Here is a 16,634-nt window from a genome sequence, read left to right on the forward strand (position 1 = left end):
TGGCTCAGCGCTTCGAGTACTGGGGAGCCTTACGGGCCTTCTTGAGGCCGTACTTCTTGCTCTCCTTCTCGCGGGCGTCGCGAGTGAGCAGGCCGGCAGACTTGAGCGCCGGACGAGCCTCGGGGTCGAGAGCGATGAGCGCCCGTGCGATTCCGAGTCGAAGGGCGCCGGCCTGACCGCTGACACCACCACCATCGAGGGTGACGTCAACGTCGTAGGCCTCGGTGGTCTCGGTGACCTCGAGGGGCTGCGACACGATCATGCGGTGGGTCGCCGAGGGGAAGTAGTCCTCGAAGGGCCGCTTGTTGATGGTGATCTGGCCGCTTCCGGCACGCAGGCGAACCCGGGCGACAGCACGCTTGCGACGGCCGGTTGACTGGACGAGAGGTGCGCTCATTTGTGGTCTCCGGTTGGTCAGCGCTGGCCGGCGCGGGCGTGGTCGATGGCGAGAGGCTCTGGCTGCTGGGCAGCGTGAGGATGGTCGGGCCCGGCGTATACCTTGAGCTTCTTCAGCATCTGGGCGCCGAGGCGGTTCTTCGGCAGCATGCCCTTGACGGTGCGCAGAATCGCCTCGTCTGGCTTGCGTGACAAAAGGTTGCCGTAGCTCTCCGAGCGGATGCCACCCGGGTAACCGGTGTGGTGGTAGACCATCTTGGTGTTGGCCTTGTCGGAGGTCAGCACGACCTTGTCGGCGTTCACGATGATCACGTGATCGCCGGTGTCGAGATGTGGGGTGTAGGTCGGCTTGTGCTTGCCACGGAGAATGCGAGCGACCTCGGTGGACATGCGGCCGAGCACGAGATCGGTTGCGTCGACGACGAACCACTTACGCTCGATCTCGCTGGCGCTGACGGAATAGGTACGCACGAGAGAAACCTCAGAAAACAGCTGGTTGGGCGGCGGCGCGGCGGCACGCCCGAAACGACCCGACCGGTTGTTGGGCCGAGGGGCAAGGATAGGCGTCACAATCGCCTATGGCAACACCGAGGCCGGATCAATAGGCCACTTCTACCAAGTTGAGCCCCTGTGGAGGCGCCGGCGAGGGCGCGCGAGCGCGGTCTGGCGCCGTCAGCATCGCCCCGATCAGACCTGGCGCGGCGCGGTGGCGCCCCACGGCCACGAGTGCACCCACCAACGAGCGCACCATCTGATGACAAAAGGCATTGGCCTCGATCTCCAGGCACGTCTCGTCGTCGGTGCGGCTGAAGGCGCACAGTCGCACGTGGCGCACCAGTGAGGCCTGCGGGTCGTGTTTGGGTGGCCGGCAGAACGCCGAGAAGTCGTGTTCACCGACGACGGCGGCCGTCTCGGCGGTCATGGCTTCGAGGTCCAAGGCATCGGTGATGTGCCACACGAGATCGGAGCGCAGCGGATCGGGGGTGGTCCCGTCGAGGATGCGATAGACGTATCGCCTGCCGGTGGCCGAGAATCGGGCGTGAAAGTCGGGGTCGACGATCGACACACGCTTCACTGCGATATCGGGCGCGCACAACTTGTTCAGCGAAGAGAGGAGCCGATCGGGCGCGAAGTGATCGGCTTCTGTAGAGAAGCTGACGACCTGACCAGAGGCGTGCACGCCCTTGTCAGTGCGGCCAGCGACGTCGATCGACACGCCATGGCGAAGCACACGTTCGAGCTCGCGCCGCAGGGTTCCCTCGACTGTCGGTACACCCGGATTCTCGGCGAAGCCGTGAAACGCGGTGCCCCTATAGGCCAGGTCGAGCCTGACCCTCAAGCTCGCAGCTGACCTGTGAACCGCGAGGGCCACAAGCGACCGGTTTGCGGTGCTCGGCTCAGACGAGCTCGATGCGCGCCATCGGCGCCTTGTCGCCGTAGCGCGGACCCAGCTTGAGGATGCGGAGATAGCCGCCCTGGCGATCCTGATAGCGAGGCGCGATGTCGTCGATCAGCTTCTGGGCCATCTCGATATCGCCCAGCTCCGAGACGAGCTGGCGGTGGCGGTGAAGTCCGCCCTTCTTCGCCTTCGTGATCATCTTCTCGGCGATCGGGCGCAGCGCCTTGGCCTTGGCCTCGGTTGTGTCGATGGCCTCGGCAGCGAACAGCGATGCGGCGAGATTGGACATCATGGCCTTTTGGTGGGCCGACGAGCCGCCGAAGCGCTTTCCTTTGATTGGCGTGGGCATGAGGGAATCTCCTAGGAAACGCCGGCCGACATGCCGCGTAGGGCGAGGCCGCGCTCATCGAGCTTGACGATGACCTCGTCGAGGGACTTCTGGCCGAAGTTGGTGATGGAGAGCAGGTCGTCGGCGCTCTTGGTGAGCAGTTCGCCGATGGTGTTGACCTGCACTCGCTTGAGGCAGTTGCGAGGACGCTCGGAAAGGTCGAGATCCTCGATGGGGAGGTCCAGGTCGGGCGACCCGCCCGCGGCCTGGGGAAGCTCGCCGACGTCGAGGCCGAGTGGCTCCTCGCTCATATCGGCCACGAGGCTGATGAGGGTGCGCAGCGTGTCGCCCGCCGAGGCGAGTGCGTCGCGGGGTGCGATCGAACCATCGGTCTCGATGTCGAGGATCAGACGATCGAAGTTGGTGCTTTGCTCGACACGGGTCGGCTCGACCTCGATGGCCACACGGCGCACCGGTGAGAAGATCGCGTCGACGGGGATGACACCGATGGTCGACGAGGCTGGAGCACCGGCTGAACTGAGATAGCCACGGCCCCGTTCGACCGTGAGGTCCGCAGCGAGGCGGCCCTTGTCGTTGAGGGTGGCGATGCGAAGCTCGGGGTTCAGGCAGCTGACCTCTGGGGGCAGCTGGATGTCGCCTGCGACGACATCGCCCGGACCGCGGGCGTCGATACGAACCGATACCGGCTCGTCGGACTCACAGGTGAGCACGACGTCCTTGAGATTCAAGATGATGTCGGTGACGTCGTCGACGACACCGGCAATGGTGTCGAACTCGTGGAGAGCCTCGTCGAAGTTGACCTGGGTGATGGCTGCTCCGGGGATGGACGACAGCAGGGTGCGCCGAAGCGAGTTGCCGAGCGTGTACCCGAACCCTGGCTCGAGCGGGCCGAGGGCGAACTTCTGACGGTTGCCGTCCTCTTCTCCGAGGGCTTCCACCGTTGGCCGCTGCATGATGAGCATTTGGCGCTGACTCCTGGCGCTGGGGAACGAATTACTTGCTGTACAGCTCAACGATGAGCTGTTCGCGGACGGGTATGTCGATCTGCTCGCGAGACGGAAGCTCGCGGACGGTCACCTGCTGGCCGCCGTCGCCCGACTCGAGCCAGGCCGGAACGGCCCGATCGAGTACGTCGAGGTTCCAGCGCACGACGACCATGTTGCGGGCCTTGTCGCGAAGCTCGATGACGTCGCCCTTGCGGACGCGGTAGCTGGGAATGTTGACCCGACGACCGTTCACGTTGACGTGACCGTGCGAGACGAACTGGCGCGCCTGGCGGCGGGTTGCGGCCCAGCCGGCGCGGTACACGAGGTTGTCGAGACGGCGTTCGAGGAGCTGCAGGAGCAGGTGGCCGGTGACGCCCTGGCGACGGCTCGCCTCGTCGTAGACGTTGCGGAACTGGCGCTCGGTCATCCCGTAGGAGAAGCGGGCCTTCTGCTTTTCCTGGAGCTGAACCAGGTACTCGGAGTTGTTGTTGCGACGGCGATCGCGGCCGTGCTCGCCCGGGGGGTAGGGGCGACGGTCGAGAGCCTTGGTCTCACCCGCAGTTCCCCAGATGTTGACGCCCAGACGGCGAGAAACCCTGGCCTTGGGACCGGTGTAACGAGCCATTGTCAGACCCTCCGACGCTTCGGCGGACGGCAACCGTTGTGGGGAACGGGCGTGACGTCCTTGATACCGGTGATCTCGATACCGGTGCTCTGGATGGAACGGATAGCGGTTTCGCGGCCCGAGCCCGGGCCCTTGACCTCGACATCGACCTTGCGCACGCCGTGCTCCATGGCGCGGCGGGCTGCCTGCTCGGCGGCCTGCTGGGCAGCGTAGGGGGTCGACGTGCGCGAACCCTTGAAGCCGACGTTTCCGGCCGACGCCCACGAGAGCGCGTTGCCCTGCAGGTCGGTGAAGGTGATGATCGTGTTGTTGAACGAGCTCTTGATATGAGCGACGCCGTGCGTGACGTTCTTGCGTTCTCTGCGGCGGGGGCGACGTCCCCCGGCTGGTGGCTTTGCCATTGATCTCTCGATGTCTCGATGTCTGGTCGTGGGGCGAACTACTTGCGGGGGGCCTTCTTCTTGCCGGCCACTGTGCGCTTGGGTCCCTTGCGGGTGCGAGCGTTGGTGTGGGTGCGCTGCCCACGAACCGGGAGGCCACGGCGGTGGCGCAGTCCCTGGTAGCAACCGATCTCCATCTTGCGCTTGATGTCCTGGGACACATCGCGGCGAAGGTCGCCCTCGACCTTGTAGTTCTCGTCGATGTGAGCGCGGATGTTGTTGACCTCGTCATCGGTGAGGTCGCGGACCCGCGTGCTGGGGTCGATGCCCGTGGCCTCACAGATACTCTCGGCTCGGGTCTGCCCGATGCCATAGAGGTAGGTGAGCGAGATGACCACGCGCTTTTCGCGGGGGATGTCGATGCCGGCAATACGTGCCATTGGTTGCTACTCCCCTATCCCTGGCGCTGCTTGTGGCGAGGGTTGGTGCAAATGACTTGAACTCGACCGCGCCGACGGATGACGCGGCACTTGTCGCAGATTCGCTTGACGCTTGGTTTTACCTTCACGATGACCTCATGACGACCTCTGGCAGTGCCGCCTTGTCAGAGCCTCCCCGACCTTGCGGGTGGGCGTGCCGAACGATGTGAGCCTGGCTGGCGCCCGGCTACTTGTACCGATATGTGATGCGACCGCGGCTGAGGTCGTAGGGGGTCAGTTCGACCTGAACACGGTCTCCTGGAAGGATGCGGATGTAGTGCATCCGCATCTTGCCGCTTATGTGGGCCAGCACGCTGTGCCCGTTGTCGAGTTCAACTCGGAACATCGCTCCCGGAAGTGGCTCGACGACCTTTCCTTCCAGGACGATCACATCGTCTTTGGGTTTCGGCAGTGTCTTTCTCCTCGTAGATGACCTAATTCAGGCACGACACGTATTGTGCTGAACGCAAGTCGGTGGTGGCCGGCAGCTCGAGCGGCGGAAGGGCGCACTCGGCCGACGTTGCAGGATAGCGTCCCGCAGGGCTCAAGCCAAGCCCTAGATCGGGTCGTTATTCCTCCCCGCCCAATCTGGCGTCGATTGCCTCGGCCAAGCGGGCCTCGACAGTGTCTTCGTCGCCGAATCCGTCGACCGTGACAAGACGGCTGGCGGACGAGTAATGGTCGAGCAGCGGAGCGGTCTGCTCCGAATACAGATCGAGCCGACGACGGATTGCATCCTCGGTGTCGTCTGCACGCCCTCTGGACAGCATCCGCTCGACGACGATCTCGTCTGGCACCTCGATGCTCACCGCCAGGTCGACGCCCCCGGGGGCAAGCGCACCGTCGAGCCACTCGGCCTGAACAGATGTGCGGGGAAAGCCATCGAGCAAGAACCCGTTGGAAGCGTCGGGCTGCGACAGGCGATCCTCGACGATGGACATCATCAGGTCGTCGGGAACCAGGTCCCCGGCGTCCATGATCGCCTTGGCACGTTCGCCGAGCTCGGTTCCGGCCTCGACCGCGGCGCGCAACATGTCGCCAGTCGAGATATGAGGAATGCCATAGCGCTCGGAGAGCCGCACGCATTGGGTGCCCTTGCCTGCACCCTGCTTGCCCATGACGATCAGCCTGTGCGTCATCTCAAGAACCCCTCGTAGTTGCGCATCATCAGCTGGCTATCGACCTGCTTCATCGTCTCGAGCGCTACGCCCGACGCGATGAGGATCGAAACACCGCCGAACGACAGCGCAGCTCCACCGCCGCCAAGGCCCGAGACAGAACCCAAGCCGGGGGCCGTGATGGCGATCAGGATCGAAGGCACCAGGGCGACGGCAGCGATGAACAGGGCGCCTGGCAAGGTGATGCGAGACAGCACCTTGCCGAGGTAACGCTCGGTCTGAGGCCCAGGCCTGATGCCCGGGATGAAGCCACCCTGCTTACGAATGCTGTCGGCCTGCTTGATCGGGTCGAAGGTGACCGCGGTGTAGAAGTAGGCGAAGCCCACGATCATCAGGCCGAACACGATCACGTAGACCGGGTTGTCTGGCTGGGTCAGATAGTCGTTGATGAATGTCTGGAACCAGCTCCAGTTGATGACATTCGAGAGCAGGACGGGCAAGAACAGCACCGAGCTGGCGAAGATGATGGGGATGACGCCGGACTGGTTGACCTTGAGCGGAATGTATGTGCTCTGGCCGCCGTACATGCGCCGGCCCATCTGACGCTTGGCGAATTGGACCGGAATGCGTCGCTGGCCCTGCTCGATGAAGATGATGGCCACCATCAGGCCGATGGCCACGATGATCGCAATGAACAGGTAGAGGTTGCCCTCGGTTGCCCGCAGACGGGCGCCGTCGTATGGCAAGCCCGACACCACCGAGGCGAAGATCAGCAACGACATGCCGTTGCCAACGCCTCTTTGGCTGATCAGCTCACCCATCCACATCAGCAGGGCTGTGCCGGCGGTGAGCGAGATGATCACCAGCATCACGCGCCCGAAGGTGAACTGAGGCAGCACCTCGATGCCAGAGCTGTTGCCCAACGCCGAACCACCACCACGGCCGAACACGAAGGTGATCCCGGTGGCCTGCAGGAACGCGATGGCAAGCGTCAGATAACGGGTGTACTGGGTGATCTTGCGCTGACCGACTGCACCCTGTTGCTGCAGCTCTTCGAGCTTGGGGATCGCCACGGTGAGGATCTGGATGATGATCGACGCCGTGATGTAGGGCATGATCCCGAGCGCGAAGATGGCGAAGTTGGTGAGGGCGCCACCCGAGAACAGGTTCAGGATGCCGAGTACGCCGCCGGTTTGTTCGGCGCTGTCGCGCAGCTCGATGATTCGGTCGAAGTCGATGCCGGGTACCGGCACCTGGGCTCCGATTCGGTAGAGCGCAATGATCGTGACCGTGAAGAGGATCTTGTTCCTCAGCTCGGGCACCTTGAATATGTTGCGCATGCTCGACAGCACTCGTTACTCCCTGGTGTGTCGTGGCCTCGAAAGGCGTCAGCGGTTGGTGTGCTGATTGCCCTTGGCCGGCGGACGCGGCCCGCCGAATGGAAGGGGCAGGGTCTCAACCGTACCGCCAGCGGCGGTGATGGCCGCTTCGGCCGACCTGGAGAAGGCGTGAGCCTTGACCGACACCGCGGAGGAGATCTCGCCGCGGCCAAGGATCTTGACCAGCGAGTTCTTGCCGATGAGACCGTTCTCGAGGAGAAGTTCGGGGGTCACCTCGTCGACTCCGAGGCTCGCGACGACGTCGAGGTTGATCACCTGATATTCGACACGGAACGGGTTGGTGAAGCCCTTGAGCTTGGGGATGCTGCGCTGCAAGGGGTACTGACCACCCTCGTACCAGACTGGTACCTTGCTGCGAGCCTTCTGGCCCTTGGTGCCGCGGCCGGCGGTCTTGCCGCCCTTGCCGGCTATGCCTCGACCGACACGCTGACGGTCCTTCTTTGCACCCTCTGCCGGGCGCAGGTCATGTGGCTTGAGCATCTGAGATCAGCTTTCTTCGGCCGGTTCGACGGCGACCAGGTGTGCGACCTTGCGCAGCATTCCCTGGAGCACCGGCCCGTCGGCCAGAGTGTTCGACTTGCCGATGCGACCCAGACCGAGGGCACGAAGTGTTCCGCGATGAACGGGCTTCGAGCCGATGGCCGAGCGCACCTGGGTGACCTTCAAGTTTGCACCGCTCACGATGCAGCCTCCTCGTCGACCGAGGCCACGGCCTTGGCCCTCTGAGTCTCGCGGTACGCATTGAGAACGCCGGCCGGGATGCACTCCTCGGGCGACAGGCCTCGAGCCGCTGCGATCTCGTCAGGGCGCTTCAGGTCCTTGAGACCCTCGATGGTCGCCTTTGCGACGTTGATGTGGTTCGAAGATCCGAGCGACTTGGCCAATACATCGTGGATGCCGGCCTCTTCGAGGATGGCTCGGGCTGCACCGCCGGCGATCACGCCGGTACCGGGAGAAGCCGGCTTCAGCAGTACCTTGCCTGCACCGAGCTCGCCCAGAACGGGGTGGGTGATGGTGGAGCCGGCCAGGGGAACCTCGAAGAGGTTCTTCTTCGCCTCTTCGGTGCCCTTCTGGATAGCCAGCGGCACCTCTTTGGCCTTGCCGTAGCCAAGGCCGACGCGACCGGCGCCGTCGCCGATGACAACGAGGGCTGTGAAGGCAAACCGGCGGCCGCCCTTGACGACCTTGGCGACACGGTTGATGTCGATGACTCGAGACTCGCGAAGACCGTCGGCGTCACGACCATTGCGATCGCGCTCGGGGCGACGGTTCTCGTCGCGACGGTTACCACGTTGGTTGTTGTTACCCATCAGAACTCCAGTCCGCCCTCGCGAGCGGCGTCGGCCAGTGCCGCGACACGGCCGTGGTATTGGTTGCCGCCGCGATCGAAGACGACACGTGAAACCCCAACGGCCGAGGCGCGCTGGGCGATCAGGCTGCCGACCCGGGTGGCAGCGTCCTTGTTGCCCGTGACGCCAGCCTGACGGATGTCCGACTCGTGGGTCGACGCGGCGGCAAGGGTGCGACCGTTGAGGTCGTCGATTACCTGGGCGACCATGTGGCGGTTCGAGCGGAACACCGCGAGGCGCGGCCGCTGCGGGGTGCCGATGATCTTCTTGCGAACCCGGGTGTGTCGCCGAGCTCGTGCGTGTTGATTGTTGCTCATGGTGCTCGTGCCTACTGTGCGCGCTTGATCACTTGCCGGCCTTGCCGGCCTTGCGGAGTACGTACTCGTTGACGTACCGGATGCCCTTGCCCTTGTAGGGCTCTGGCTTGCGGTACTCGCGGATGTCAGCGGCGACCTGTCCGACCAGCTGCTTGTCGATTCCGGAGACCTTGATGCTGGTCGGTGTGGGGACCTCGAAGGTGACGCCCTCGGGGGCCACCACCGAGACGGGGTGCGAGAAACCGAGAGCCAGCTCGAGCTCACCTGGGCCCTTCGCCTGGGCGCGGTAGCCGACACCCACGATGGACAGTTCCTTGGTGAAGCCGTCGCTGACACCCTTGACCATGTTGGCGATGAGGGCACGGGTCAGGCCGTGCAGCGAGCGGGTTTCGCCCTCGTCGTCGCCACGCGTCACCGAGACGGTGCCGTCCTCTACCGAGACCGAGATGCCGTCCGGGATGGCCTGGGTGAGCTGGCCTTTGGGGCCCTTGACGACAACATCGTCGCCGTCGACCTTCACCTCTACGCCGCCGGGGATGGCGACTGGTGCTTTACCGATTCGAGACATGAGTACCTACCAGACGTAGCAGAGCACCTCACCACCGACCTTGCGCCTGCGCGCTTCACGGTCGGTCATGAGTCCCTGGCTGGTCGACAACACTGCGATACCGAGGCCGCCGAGGACCCGTGGGACCTCGTCGGACTTGCTGTACACGCGAAGGCCGGGCTTCGACACACGGGTGATACCCGAGATGGTCTGCTTACGGTCTTCTGAGTACTTGAGATCGATCTTCAGTGTGTTCTGCGGGCGGCCTTCGGGTGTTTCCACCTTGTAGCCGTTGATATAGCCCTCTGCAGCGAGGATGCCGGCGAGGGCTTCCTTGAGCTTGGAGGACGGCATGGACACGGCGTCCTTGCGGGCCTGAGATGCGTTGCGAATACGCGTCAGCATGTCGGCGATGGGGTCGGTCATGGTCATTGGCGGTACCCCCTCACCAGCTCGCCTTGGTCACGCCCGGCAGTTCGCCGGCGTGGGCCATCTCGCGGAAACAGATGCGGCACAGGCCGAACTTGCGATAGACCGAGTGAGGCCGGCCGCAGCGGTTGCAGCGGCTGTAGGCGCGCACCTTGAACTTGGGAGTGCGCTTCTGCTTCTCGATGAGTGCCTTCTTGGCCATTAGTCCTGTCCCTCCCGCTTGAACGGGAATCCGAGCGCACTGAGAAGAGCGCGTCCGTGGTCGTCAGTGGTTGCGGTGGTCACAAGGGTGATGTTCAGACCCCTGGTCGCCGAGACCTTGTCGTAGTCGATCTCGGGGAAGATCAACTGCTCGGTGACACCGAAGGTGTAGTTGCCACGCCCGTCGAAACCCTTGGGGTTGAGACCCCGGAAGTCACGAATGCGGGGAATGGCCAGCGTCACCAGGCGGTCGTAGAACTCCCACATCTGGTTCCCGCGCAGGGTCACCCGCGCACCGATTGCGTTGCCCTCGCGGAGCTTGAAGCCGGCGATCGACTTCTTGGCCCGTGTTGGGACTGCCTTTTGACCGGCGATGGTGGTGAGGTCCGACAAGGCGCCATCGAGATTGGCCCGGTTGGTGAGGGCACTGCCCACGCCCATGTTGAGGCTGATCTTGCTGAGCTTGGGAACCATCATGATGTTCGGGAGGCCGAGTTCGTCTTTGAGGGCGTTGCGCACCTCGTCTCGATAGATGGCCTTCATACGGGGTTCGATCGCGGTTGTCACGACAGCTCCTCCCCAGACACCTTGTGGAAGCGCACCTTGGTTCCGCCTTCGGTGCGGTAGCCCACCCGGCCGGCCTTGCCGGTCTTGGGGCAAACAACCGCAACGTTCGAAGCGTTGATCGGCATGATCTTGTCGATGATGCCGCCCTGCTGGTTGACCTGGGTGGGCCGGGTGTGACGCCTGGCGATGTTCACGCCTTCGACGAGCACCTTGTTGGCTCTTGGGTCGACGTGGATGACCTCGCCCTCGGCACCACGGTCTTTGCCCGCGAGCACCCGGACTCGGTCGCCCTTCTTGATCTTCATGTCACAGCACCTCCGGGGCGAGCGACACGATGCGCATGAAGCGCTTCTCGCGAAGCTCACGACCGACGGGGCCGAAAATGCGCGTACCCCGGGGCTCGTTGTTGTTGTTGATGAGCACGGCTGCGTTCTCGTCGAAGCGGATGTACGAGCCGTCGGCACGGCGACGTTCCTTGCGGGTGCGAACCACCACGCAGCGAACGACGTCGCCCTTCTTGACGTTGGCGCCTGGTATGGCGTCCTTGACGGTGGCGATGAACACATCACCGACCGTGGCGTAGCGCCGGCGAGAACCACCGAGCACCTTGATGCAAAGAACCTCGCGAGCGCCGCTGTTGTCGGCGACCTTGAGGCGCGTCTCCTGCTGGATCATCGCGCACGCTCCACAACCTCGAGCAAGCGCCAGCGCTTGGTCTTCGAGAGGGGCCTCGTCTCGGCGACACGAACCCGGTCACCGATGCGCACGTCGTTGTCCTCGTCGTGGACGTAGAGCTTCTTGGTGCGCTGGACAGTCTTGTTGTAGCGCGGGTGACGTACCCGCTCGACCACGGCGACAACGGCGGTCTTTTCCATCGAGATGGAAACGACCAGGCCCTCGCGGACCTTGCGGCGGTTCGGCCGCTCGTCTGGGTTGACGGACTCGGTGGACATCAGCTCTCCTCCGCCAGGCGCTCGGCGGCAGCTATCTCGCGTTCGCGCAAGATGGTGTTGATGCGGGCTACCTGGCGCTTGGCCTTCGTCACGGCGGCCGGGCTCTCGAGCTGGCCGGTTACGAACTGGAAGCGCAGGTTGAAAAGCTCCTGCTTGGTCTCGGCCAGGCGCTCGACGAGCTGACCGTCGTCGAGCTGGCGCAGATCCTTGGCCATTACATCGCTCCTTCACGGCTGACGATGCGGGCCTTGATCGGAAGCTTCTGGATGGCGCGCTCGAGGGCGGCTCGGGTGAGCTCCTCGTTGACGCCACCGAGCTCGAACATGACCCGACCGGGCTTCACCACGGCGATCCAGCGCTCGGGGTTGCCCTTGCCGGAGCCCATACGGGTCTCAGCTGGCTTGGCGGTGACGGGCTTGTCCGGGAAGACCCGGATCCAGACCTTTCCGCCACGCTTGACGTGACGGGTCATCGCGATACGTGCGGCCTCGATCTGGCGGGCAGTGATCCAGCCCGGCTCGAGCGCCTGGATGCCGAAATCGGCGAACTGCAGGGTGTCACCGCCCTTGGCGGCGCCCTTCATGCGACCGCGCTGGTGCTTGCGGTGCTTGACTTTCTTGGGCATCAACATCAGTCGGCATCTCCAGGTCGGAAGCGCTCGGCACCACCGCCCGACTGGCGGGTGTTGCGCTCGATCTCCTCTTCTTCGGCGAGGAGCCTCTCGAATTCGGGGTCGGCCTCTTTGACCAGCGGCACGTTTGCTTCGTCGACCGTCTCGTCGTCGGCGGGTGCAGGCGCCGGAGCTGCGGCAGCCGCTTCGGCGGCACGACGACCGCTGGACGAAACGACGGCGGCCGGCATGGCGGGTGCACCCGGACCATCGCCGGTGGCCATGGCAGCCTCACGTGCGATGCGCTCGTCGGCCGAGACCTTGTACGGCAGGATGTCGCCCTTGTAGAGCCACACCTTGACGCCGATACGTCCGGCCGTGGTACGGGCCTCGCGGAAGCCGTAGTCGATGTCGGCGCGCAGCGTGTGCAGCGGCACGCGGCCCTCGCGGTACCACTCGGTACGGCTCATCTCGGCGCCGCCGAGGCGGCCCGAGCACTGAACCCGGATACCAAGAGCTCCGGCCTTCAGCGCGTTCTGCACGGCGCGCTTCATCGCACGGCGGAAAGCGACACGACCTGCGAGCTGGTCGGCCACACCCTGGGCGATCAGCGCAGCGTCGAGCTCGGGCTGCTTGATCTCCTGGATGTTGAGCTGGACCTTGGGGTTGCCCGAGATCTTGCTGAGTCCCGACCGGAGCCGGTCGGCCTCAGAGCCGCGGCGACCGATGACGATGCCGGGGCGAGCGGTGTGGACATCGACACGGAGTCGATCGCGTGTGCGCTCGACCTCGACGCGGCTGATGGCAGCGTGCGGAAGCTCGGTGCGCAGGTAGTTGCGGATCTTCCAGTCCTCGATGACGTTGTCCTTGTACTCCTTGTCGGAGAACCAACGGGACTTCCAGTCGGTGGTAACGCCCAGCCGAAAACCGTAGGGGTTGATCTTCTGACCCATGTCAGGCCTCCTCGCCCTCGGTGTCAGCGGCCTTGGCCCGTGAGCCGGCCTTGGTGAAGCCGGCCGCCTCAGCAGCTTCGGCGGATGCGAAATAGACCTCGGCCACCGTGCTGTCGTACCAGCGACCACCAGGCTCGTGATACTTCATCGAGTCTGCGTTGCCCTTGACCGGGAACCCCTCGGGGATCGAGCCGTCGGCGGGCGGGGCCATCGAGCCCTCGCCATAGGGCGACTCGTCGGCCAGGTTCGCCTCGCCATCGGCGTCGGCGTCTTCGGCATTCCACTCGGCCACGGCCTCGGGGTTGTCGGCCTCGGGGGTGTCGGTCGGGGCGTCGAGCTCTTCAGCATCGGCGCCGGTGTCGATGATCGCGTCCTGCACGTCGTCGTAGCTGGCCGCGTCCTCAGGCACGTTGTCGGCCTGGCGGCTCGCGGCGACGCGGGCGCGGCGGTCGGCGCGGTTTGGCGTTGTGGCGGCCGCGCTGGTTGCAGCCTCGCGCATCTCGAGTTCTTCGTCGTCGAGGCGTGCGACCACAACCGTTATGTGGCACGTGCGCTTGTTTATGCGGGTGGCGCGGCCACGAGCACGTGGACGCCAGCGCTTGAGGGTTGGTCCCTCGTTGGCGAAGCACTCGGCGACGTACAGCTCGTCTTCGTCGAGGCCCTCGTTGTTGGTGGCGTTGGCGACTGCCGACGCAAGCACCTTGGCAATGACCTCTGCGGCACCCCGCTCGGAGAAACGCAGGATGTCGGCAGCATCAGCGACGTCGTGGTCGCGGATCAGATCGAGCACGGCGCGGGCCTTGCTGGCCGACAGGCGTGCATAGCGGTGCGTGGCGCGGGCGCCTGCGACCTCGGTGAGATCGATCGTGCTCATCGGCGGCCCTTACCCTTGCGCTCCTGGCCGGCGTGGAACTTGAAGGTCCGCGTCGGGGCGAACTCGCCGAGCTTGTGGCCGACCATCGACTCGGTGACATACACGGGCACGTGCTTGCGGCCGTCGTGCACGGCCAGGGTGTGGCCGATCATGTCGGGGATGATGGTCGAGCGGCGCGACCAGGTCTTGATGACCTTCTTTTCGCCGGTTTCGTTGAGGGCATCCACCTTCTTGAGGAGATGCTCGTCGACGAACGGGCCCTTCTTTAGGCTGCGTGGCATCTACTACCTCCGCGATCCGCGCGTGCGACGGCGGCGGACGATCATGTCGTTGGACTTCTTCTTGCGATCTCGGGTGCGACCCTCTGGCTGACCCCATGGCGACACCGGGTGCCTACCACCTGAGGTCTTGCCCTCACCACCACCGTGGGGGTGATCGACGGGGTTCATGGCCACGCCGCGGGTCTGGGGACGAACGCCCTTCCAGCGGTTGCGACCGGCCTTGCCGACCTTCACCAGGTCTGCCTCGGCGTTTCCGACCTCACCGACGGTTGCGCGGCAATCGATGGGCACGCGGCGCATCTCGGAGCTCGGAAGGCGCAGGGTGGCGAAATCGCCTTCCTTTGCCACCAGCTGGACGCTGGCACCGGCGCTGCGGGCCATCTGGCCGCCGGCGCCGGGCTTGAGCTCGATGTTGTGGACCGTCGTACCAACCGGGATGAAGCGCAGAGGCAGAGCGTTGCCCGGGCGGATGTCGGCGTTCTGGCCGCTGGAGACCACATCGCCGACCGTCACACCCTGAGGCGCCAGGATGTAGCGCTTCTCGCCGTCGTGGTAGTGCAGCAGGGCGATGCGGCAGTTGCGGTTGGGGTCGTACTCGATGGTCGCAACGGTGGCGGGCACGCCGTCCTTGTTGCGACGGAAGTCGATGACGCGGTAGCGCTGCTTGTGACCGCCGCCCTTGTGGCGGGCGGTCTTGCGACCGTTGTTGTTGCGGCCGCCCGTCGCGTTTTTCTTGGCAAGAAGAGACTTCTCTGGGCGATCGGTGGTGAGCTCGGAGAAATCCGAAACCGTCTGGAAACGGCGACCCGGGCTCGTCGGCTTGCGTGTGCGAATACCCATTATCAGGCCCCGAACAGATCGATCGAGTCACCCTCGGCGAGGGTGACGATGGCCCGCTTGGTATCGGGCCGCTTTCCGTAGGTGAACGAGCGGCGATTGCGCATCCGCTTGCCCTTGCGGTTAAGGGTGTTCACCTTCATGACCTTCACATCGAAGATCGTCTCGATTGCGTCCTTGATCTCGGGCTTGGAAGCCGAGTTGTGGACGACGAACGTGTACACGTTGTCCTCGAGGAGGGCGTAGGACTTCTCCGACACCACAGGCTGGAGGACTACGTCGCGTGGGTCCTTCACGATTCACCTCCCGGCAGCGTCGAGGTGGTGAAGACCAGCCAGTCGCTGCAGAGAATGTCGTAGGCGTTGAGCTCTGACTGCTTCAGGAGCTGAACACCAGGGATGTTGCGGAAGCTGCGGCTGGCGGTGTCGTCGTCGGCTCCGACGACCAGCACCACCCGACCGCTGAGATCGAGGGCCTTCATGGCCTCGACGGCGTCCTTGGTCTTGGGAGCTTCGAAGCTCCACCTGTCGATGACGAGCAGGCGCTCTGACTGGACGCGGTCCGAGAGCGCAGAAGCCAGGGCCAGACGGTTGACCTTCTTGTTGACCTTCTGGCGGTAGCTGCGGGGCTTGGGACCGTGCACGATGCCGCCGCCCGTCATTTGAGGAGCGCGGCTCGAGCCCTGGCGGGCACGACCGGTGCCCTTCTGGCGGAACGGCTTGGCGCCGCCGCCGCGTACCTCGGCCCGGGTGAGGGTCGAGTGGGTTCCTGCGCGCCGTGCCGCAAGCTGTGCGGTGACGACCTGGTGCAGCACCGGGATGTTCGGTTCGATTCCGAACAGGTCTTCTGACACCTCGACGGTTCCGGCGTCGGCGCCCGTCTGGGTCTTGACGTTGAGGGTGATGGACATGTTCTCGTTATCCCTTCACCGCGTCGCGGACCACCACGACGGCGCCCTTGGGTCCCGGGACCGAGCCCCTGACCAAGATGATCTCGGCATCGGCGTCGGACTTGACCACGGTCAGGTTCTGCGTGGTGACCTTCTGGCCGCCCATGCGCCCTGCCATGCGCGTGCCCTTGAACACGCGGGCCGGGGTGGCACATGCGCCGACCGAGCCGGGCTTGCGGTGTACACGGTGGGCGCCGTGACTGGCCTTTTGACCAGAGAAGTTGTGGCGCTTCATCGTGCCCGCAAATCCCTTGCCCTTCGAGACCGACGTCACGTCGATGAGGCTGCCGGCCTCGATGAGGCTGGCATCGATCTGCTGGCCTACCTCGAACTGGCTCACGTCGTCGACGCGGAGCTCGACCAGGCGGGTGCCTGGCTCGACGCCGGCCTTTGCGAAGTGGCCGGCCTCGGGCTTGGTGAGGCGGCTCTCCTTGGCCGAGCCATAGGTGACCTGAATCGCTGTGTAACCGTCGTTCTCGTCGGTCTTGATCTGCACGATGCGGCACGGCGACACGCGCAGCATCGTCACGGGGACGACGCGGTTGTCATCGTCCCAGAGCTGTGTCATGCCGACCTTCTCGGCAACAATCGCCTTGTTCGCCATCGGAGGCGTTCTCTCTCTTGCTCGCTGAGGG

At 64.7% G+C, this 16,634-nt stretch carries 30 protein-coding genes and 2 pseudogenes; all 32 read right to left on the minus strand.

Annotation, left to right across the window (positions count from 1 at the left end):
* Positions 1-4: 4 nt before the first annotated feature.
* Positions 5-397 (minus strand): 30S ribosomal protein S9, encoded by a 393-nt coding sequence (gene rpsI / locus R2770_10575; protein ID MEZ5280910.1) that lies wholly within the window; start codon positions 395-397, stop codon positions 5-7.
* A 17-nt stretch (positions 398-414) separates the two neighbouring features.
* Positions 415-867 carry a 50S ribosomal protein L13 gene (gene rplM, locus R2770_10580; protein ID MEZ5280911.1) on the minus strand — a complete coding sequence of 151 codons (453 nt, stop codon included), beginning with the start codon at positions 865-867 and terminating at the stop codon, positions 415-417.
* 127 nt (positions 868-994) lie between these two features.
* Positions 995-1,735 carry a tRNA pseudouridine(38-40) synthase TruA gene (gene truA, locus R2770_10585; GenBank protein MEZ5280912.1) on the minus strand — a complete coding sequence of 247 codons (741 nt, stop codon included), beginning with the start codon at positions 1,733-1,735 and terminating at the stop codon, positions 995-997.
* 58 nt (positions 1,736-1,793) lie between these two features.
* A complete protein-coding gene (gene rplQ / locus R2770_10590) occupies positions 1,794-2,132 on the minus strand; it encodes a 50S ribosomal protein L17 (protein MEZ5280913.1) in 339 nt (112 codons plus the stop codon).
* Positions 2,133-2,155: 23 nt separating this feature from the next.
* Entirely contained in the window at positions 2,156-3,106 is a 951-nt protein-coding gene (locus R2770_10595; protein ID MEZ5280914.1) for a DNA-directed RNA polymerase subunit alpha, read from the minus strand.
* A 31-nt stretch (positions 3,107-3,137) separates the two neighbouring features.
* Positions 3,138-3,755 carry a 30S ribosomal protein S4 gene (rpsD, locus tag R2770_10600; protein MEZ5280915.1) on the minus strand — a complete coding sequence of 206 codons (618 nt, stop codon included), beginning with the start codon at positions 3,753-3,755 and terminating at the stop codon, positions 3,138-3,140.
* A gap of 2 nt (positions 3,756-3,757) precedes the next feature.
* Positions 3,758-4,156: a 30S ribosomal protein S11 gene (gene rpsK, locus R2770_10605; GenBank protein MEZ5280916.1), complete on the minus strand. Its 399-nt coding sequence runs from the start codon at positions 4,154-4,156 to the stop codon at positions 3,758-3,760.
* A 38-nt stretch (positions 4,157-4,194) separates the two neighbouring features.
* Entirely contained in the window at positions 4,195-4,575 is a 381-nt protein-coding gene (gene rpsM, locus R2770_10610) for a 30S ribosomal protein S13 (GenBank protein MEZ5280917.1), read from the minus strand.
* A 14-nt stretch (positions 4,576-4,589) separates the two neighbouring features.
* Positions 4,590-4,703, minus strand: coding sequence for a 50S ribosomal protein L36 (gene rpmJ, locus R2770_10615; GenBank protein ID MEZ5280918.1), 114 nt, complete (start codon positions 4,701-4,703; stop codon positions 4,590-4,592).
* A 98-nt stretch (positions 4,704-4,801) separates the two neighbouring features.
* The gene (gene infA / locus R2770_10620) at positions 4,802-5,026 is read right to left on the minus strand and encodes a translation initiation factor IF-1 (GenBank protein ID MEZ5280919.1); all 225 of its coding nucleotides are present in this window, start codon (positions 5,024-5,026) and stop codon (positions 4,802-4,804) included.
* Positions 5,027-5,183: 157 nt separating this feature from the next.
* Entirely contained in the window at positions 5,184-5,753 is a 570-nt protein-coding gene (locus tag R2770_10625; protein MEZ5280920.1) for an adenylate kinase, read from the minus strand.
* Positions 5,750-7,072: a preprotein translocase subunit SecY gene (gene secY / locus R2770_10630; protein MEZ5280921.1), complete on the minus strand. Its 1,323-nt coding sequence runs from the start codon at positions 7,070-7,072 to the stop codon at positions 5,750-5,752. Before secY ends, R2770_10625 begins: the two co-directional genes overlap by 4 nt.
* Positions 7,073-7,120: 48 nt before the next feature.
* Positions 7,121-7,612 (minus strand): 50S ribosomal protein L15, encoded by a 492-nt coding sequence (gene rplO, locus R2770_10635; GenBank protein MEZ5280922.1) that lies wholly within the window; start codon positions 7,610-7,612, stop codon positions 7,121-7,123.
* 6 nt (positions 7,613-7,618) lie between these two features.
* Complete coding sequence (gene rpmD / locus R2770_10640) at positions 7,619-7,813, minus strand: 50S ribosomal protein L30 (GenBank protein MEZ5280923.1); 195 nt, start codon at positions 7,811-7,813, stop codon at positions 7,619-7,621.
* Positions 7,810-8,442 carry a 30S ribosomal protein S5 gene (gene rpsE / locus R2770_10645; GenBank protein ID MEZ5280924.1) on the minus strand — a complete coding sequence of 211 codons (633 nt, stop codon included), beginning with the start codon at positions 8,440-8,442 and terminating at the stop codon, positions 7,810-7,812. The genes rpmD and rpsE overlap by 4 nt, the downstream gene beginning before the upstream one ends.
* Positions 8,442-8,798, minus strand: coding sequence for a 50S ribosomal protein L18 (gene rplR, locus R2770_10650; protein ID MEZ5280925.1), 357 nt, complete (start codon positions 8,796-8,798; stop codon positions 8,442-8,444). Before rplR ends, rpsE begins: the two co-directional genes overlap by 1 nt.
* A gap of 28 nt (positions 8,799-8,826) precedes the next feature.
* Positions 8,827-9,366, minus strand: coding sequence for a 50S ribosomal protein L6 (rplF, locus tag R2770_10655; protein ID MEZ5280926.1), 540 nt, complete (start codon positions 9,364-9,366; stop codon positions 8,827-8,829).
* A gap of 6 nt (positions 9,367-9,372) precedes the next feature.
* Positions 9,373-9,777, minus strand: a complete 405-nt coding sequence (gene rpsH, locus R2770_10660; protein ID MEZ5280927.1) for a 30S ribosomal protein S8 — start codon at positions 9,775-9,777, stop codon at positions 9,373-9,375.
* Positions 9,778-9,790: 13 nt separating this feature from the next.
* Positions 9,791-9,976, minus strand: coding sequence for a type Z 30S ribosomal protein S14 (locus tag R2770_10665; protein ID MEZ5280928.1), 186 nt, complete (start codon positions 9,974-9,976; stop codon positions 9,791-9,793).
* Positions 9,976-10,518 (minus strand): 50S ribosomal protein L5, encoded by a 543-nt coding sequence (gene rplE / locus R2770_10670; GenBank protein MEZ5280929.1) that lies wholly within the window; start codon positions 10,516-10,518, stop codon positions 9,976-9,978. Before rplE ends, R2770_10665 begins: the two co-directional genes overlap by 1 nt.
* A gap of 20 nt (positions 10,519-10,538) precedes the next feature.
* Positions 10,539-10,847 carry a 50S ribosomal protein L24 gene (gene rplX, locus R2770_10675; GenBank protein MEZ5280930.1) on the minus strand — a complete coding sequence of 103 codons (309 nt, stop codon included), beginning with the start codon at positions 10,845-10,847 and terminating at the stop codon, positions 10,539-10,541.
* Between the two features lies 1 nt (position 10,848).
* Positions 10,849-11,217 carry a 50S ribosomal protein L14 gene (gene rplN / locus R2770_10680; protein MEZ5280931.1) on the minus strand — a complete coding sequence of 123 codons (369 nt, stop codon included), beginning with the start codon at positions 11,215-11,217 and terminating at the stop codon, positions 10,849-10,851.
* The gene (rpsQ, locus tag R2770_10685; GenBank protein ID MEZ5280932.1) at positions 11,214-11,495 is read right to left on the minus strand and encodes a 30S ribosomal protein S17; all 282 of its coding nucleotides are present in this window, start codon (positions 11,493-11,495) and stop codon (positions 11,214-11,216) included. The genes rplN and rpsQ overlap by 4 nt, the downstream gene beginning before the upstream one ends.
* Positions 11,495-11,710 carry a 50S ribosomal protein L29 gene (rpmC, locus tag R2770_10690; protein ID MEZ5280933.1) on the minus strand — a complete coding sequence of 72 codons (216 nt, stop codon included), beginning with the start codon at positions 11,708-11,710 and terminating at the stop codon, positions 11,495-11,497. Before rpmC ends, rpsQ begins: the two co-directional genes overlap by 1 nt.
* Positions 11,710-12,126 (minus strand): 50S ribosomal protein L16, encoded by a 417-nt coding sequence (rplP, locus tag R2770_10695; GenBank protein MEZ5280934.1) that lies wholly within the window; start codon positions 12,124-12,126, stop codon positions 11,710-11,712. Before rplP ends, rpmC begins: the two co-directional genes overlap by 1 nt.
* 263 nt (positions 12,127-12,389) lie before the next feature.
* Positions 12,390-13,058: pseudogene (rpsC, locus tag R2770_10700) on the minus strand (30S ribosomal protein S3).
* Between the two features lie 523 nt (positions 13,059-13,581).
* Positions 13,582-13,932 (minus strand): annotated as a pseudogene (rplV, locus tag R2770_10705) (50S ribosomal protein L22).
* Positions 13,929-14,213: a 30S ribosomal protein S19 gene (gene rpsS / locus R2770_10710; GenBank protein ID MEZ5280935.1), complete on the minus strand. Its 285-nt coding sequence runs from the start codon at positions 14,211-14,213 to the stop codon at positions 13,929-13,931. The pseudogene rplV and the gene rpsS overlap by 4 nt, the downstream one beginning before the upstream one ends.
* A 3-nt stretch (positions 14,214-14,216) precedes the next feature.
* On the minus strand, positions 14,217-15,053 hold the full coding sequence (gene rplB / locus R2770_10715) for a 50S ribosomal protein L2 (GenBank protein ID MEZ5280936.1): 837 nt from the start codon (positions 15,051-15,053) through the stop codon (positions 14,217-14,219).
* A gap of 2 nt (positions 15,054-15,055) precedes the next feature.
* Positions 15,056-15,346, minus strand: coding sequence for a 50S ribosomal protein L23 (gene rplW, locus R2770_10720; GenBank protein ID MEZ5280937.1), 291 nt, complete (start codon positions 15,344-15,346; stop codon positions 15,056-15,058).
* On the minus strand, positions 15,343-15,960 hold the full coding sequence (gene rplD / locus R2770_10725; GenBank protein MEZ5280938.1) for a 50S ribosomal protein L4: 618 nt from the start codon (positions 15,958-15,960) through the stop codon (positions 15,343-15,345). The genes rplW and rplD overlap by 4 nt, the downstream gene beginning before the upstream one ends.
* Before the next feature lie 7 nt (positions 15,961-15,967).
* On the minus strand, positions 15,968-16,603 hold the full coding sequence (gene rplC / locus R2770_10730; protein ID MEZ5280939.1) for a 50S ribosomal protein L3: 636 nt from the start codon (positions 16,601-16,603) through the stop codon (positions 15,968-15,970).
* Between the last annotated feature and the right edge of the window lie 31 nt (positions 16,604-16,634).

Source organism: Acidimicrobiales bacterium (assembly GCA_041394185.1).
Classification (GTDB): Bacteria; Actinomycetota; Acidimicrobiia; order Acidimicrobiales; family Poriferisodalaceae; genus JAAETH01.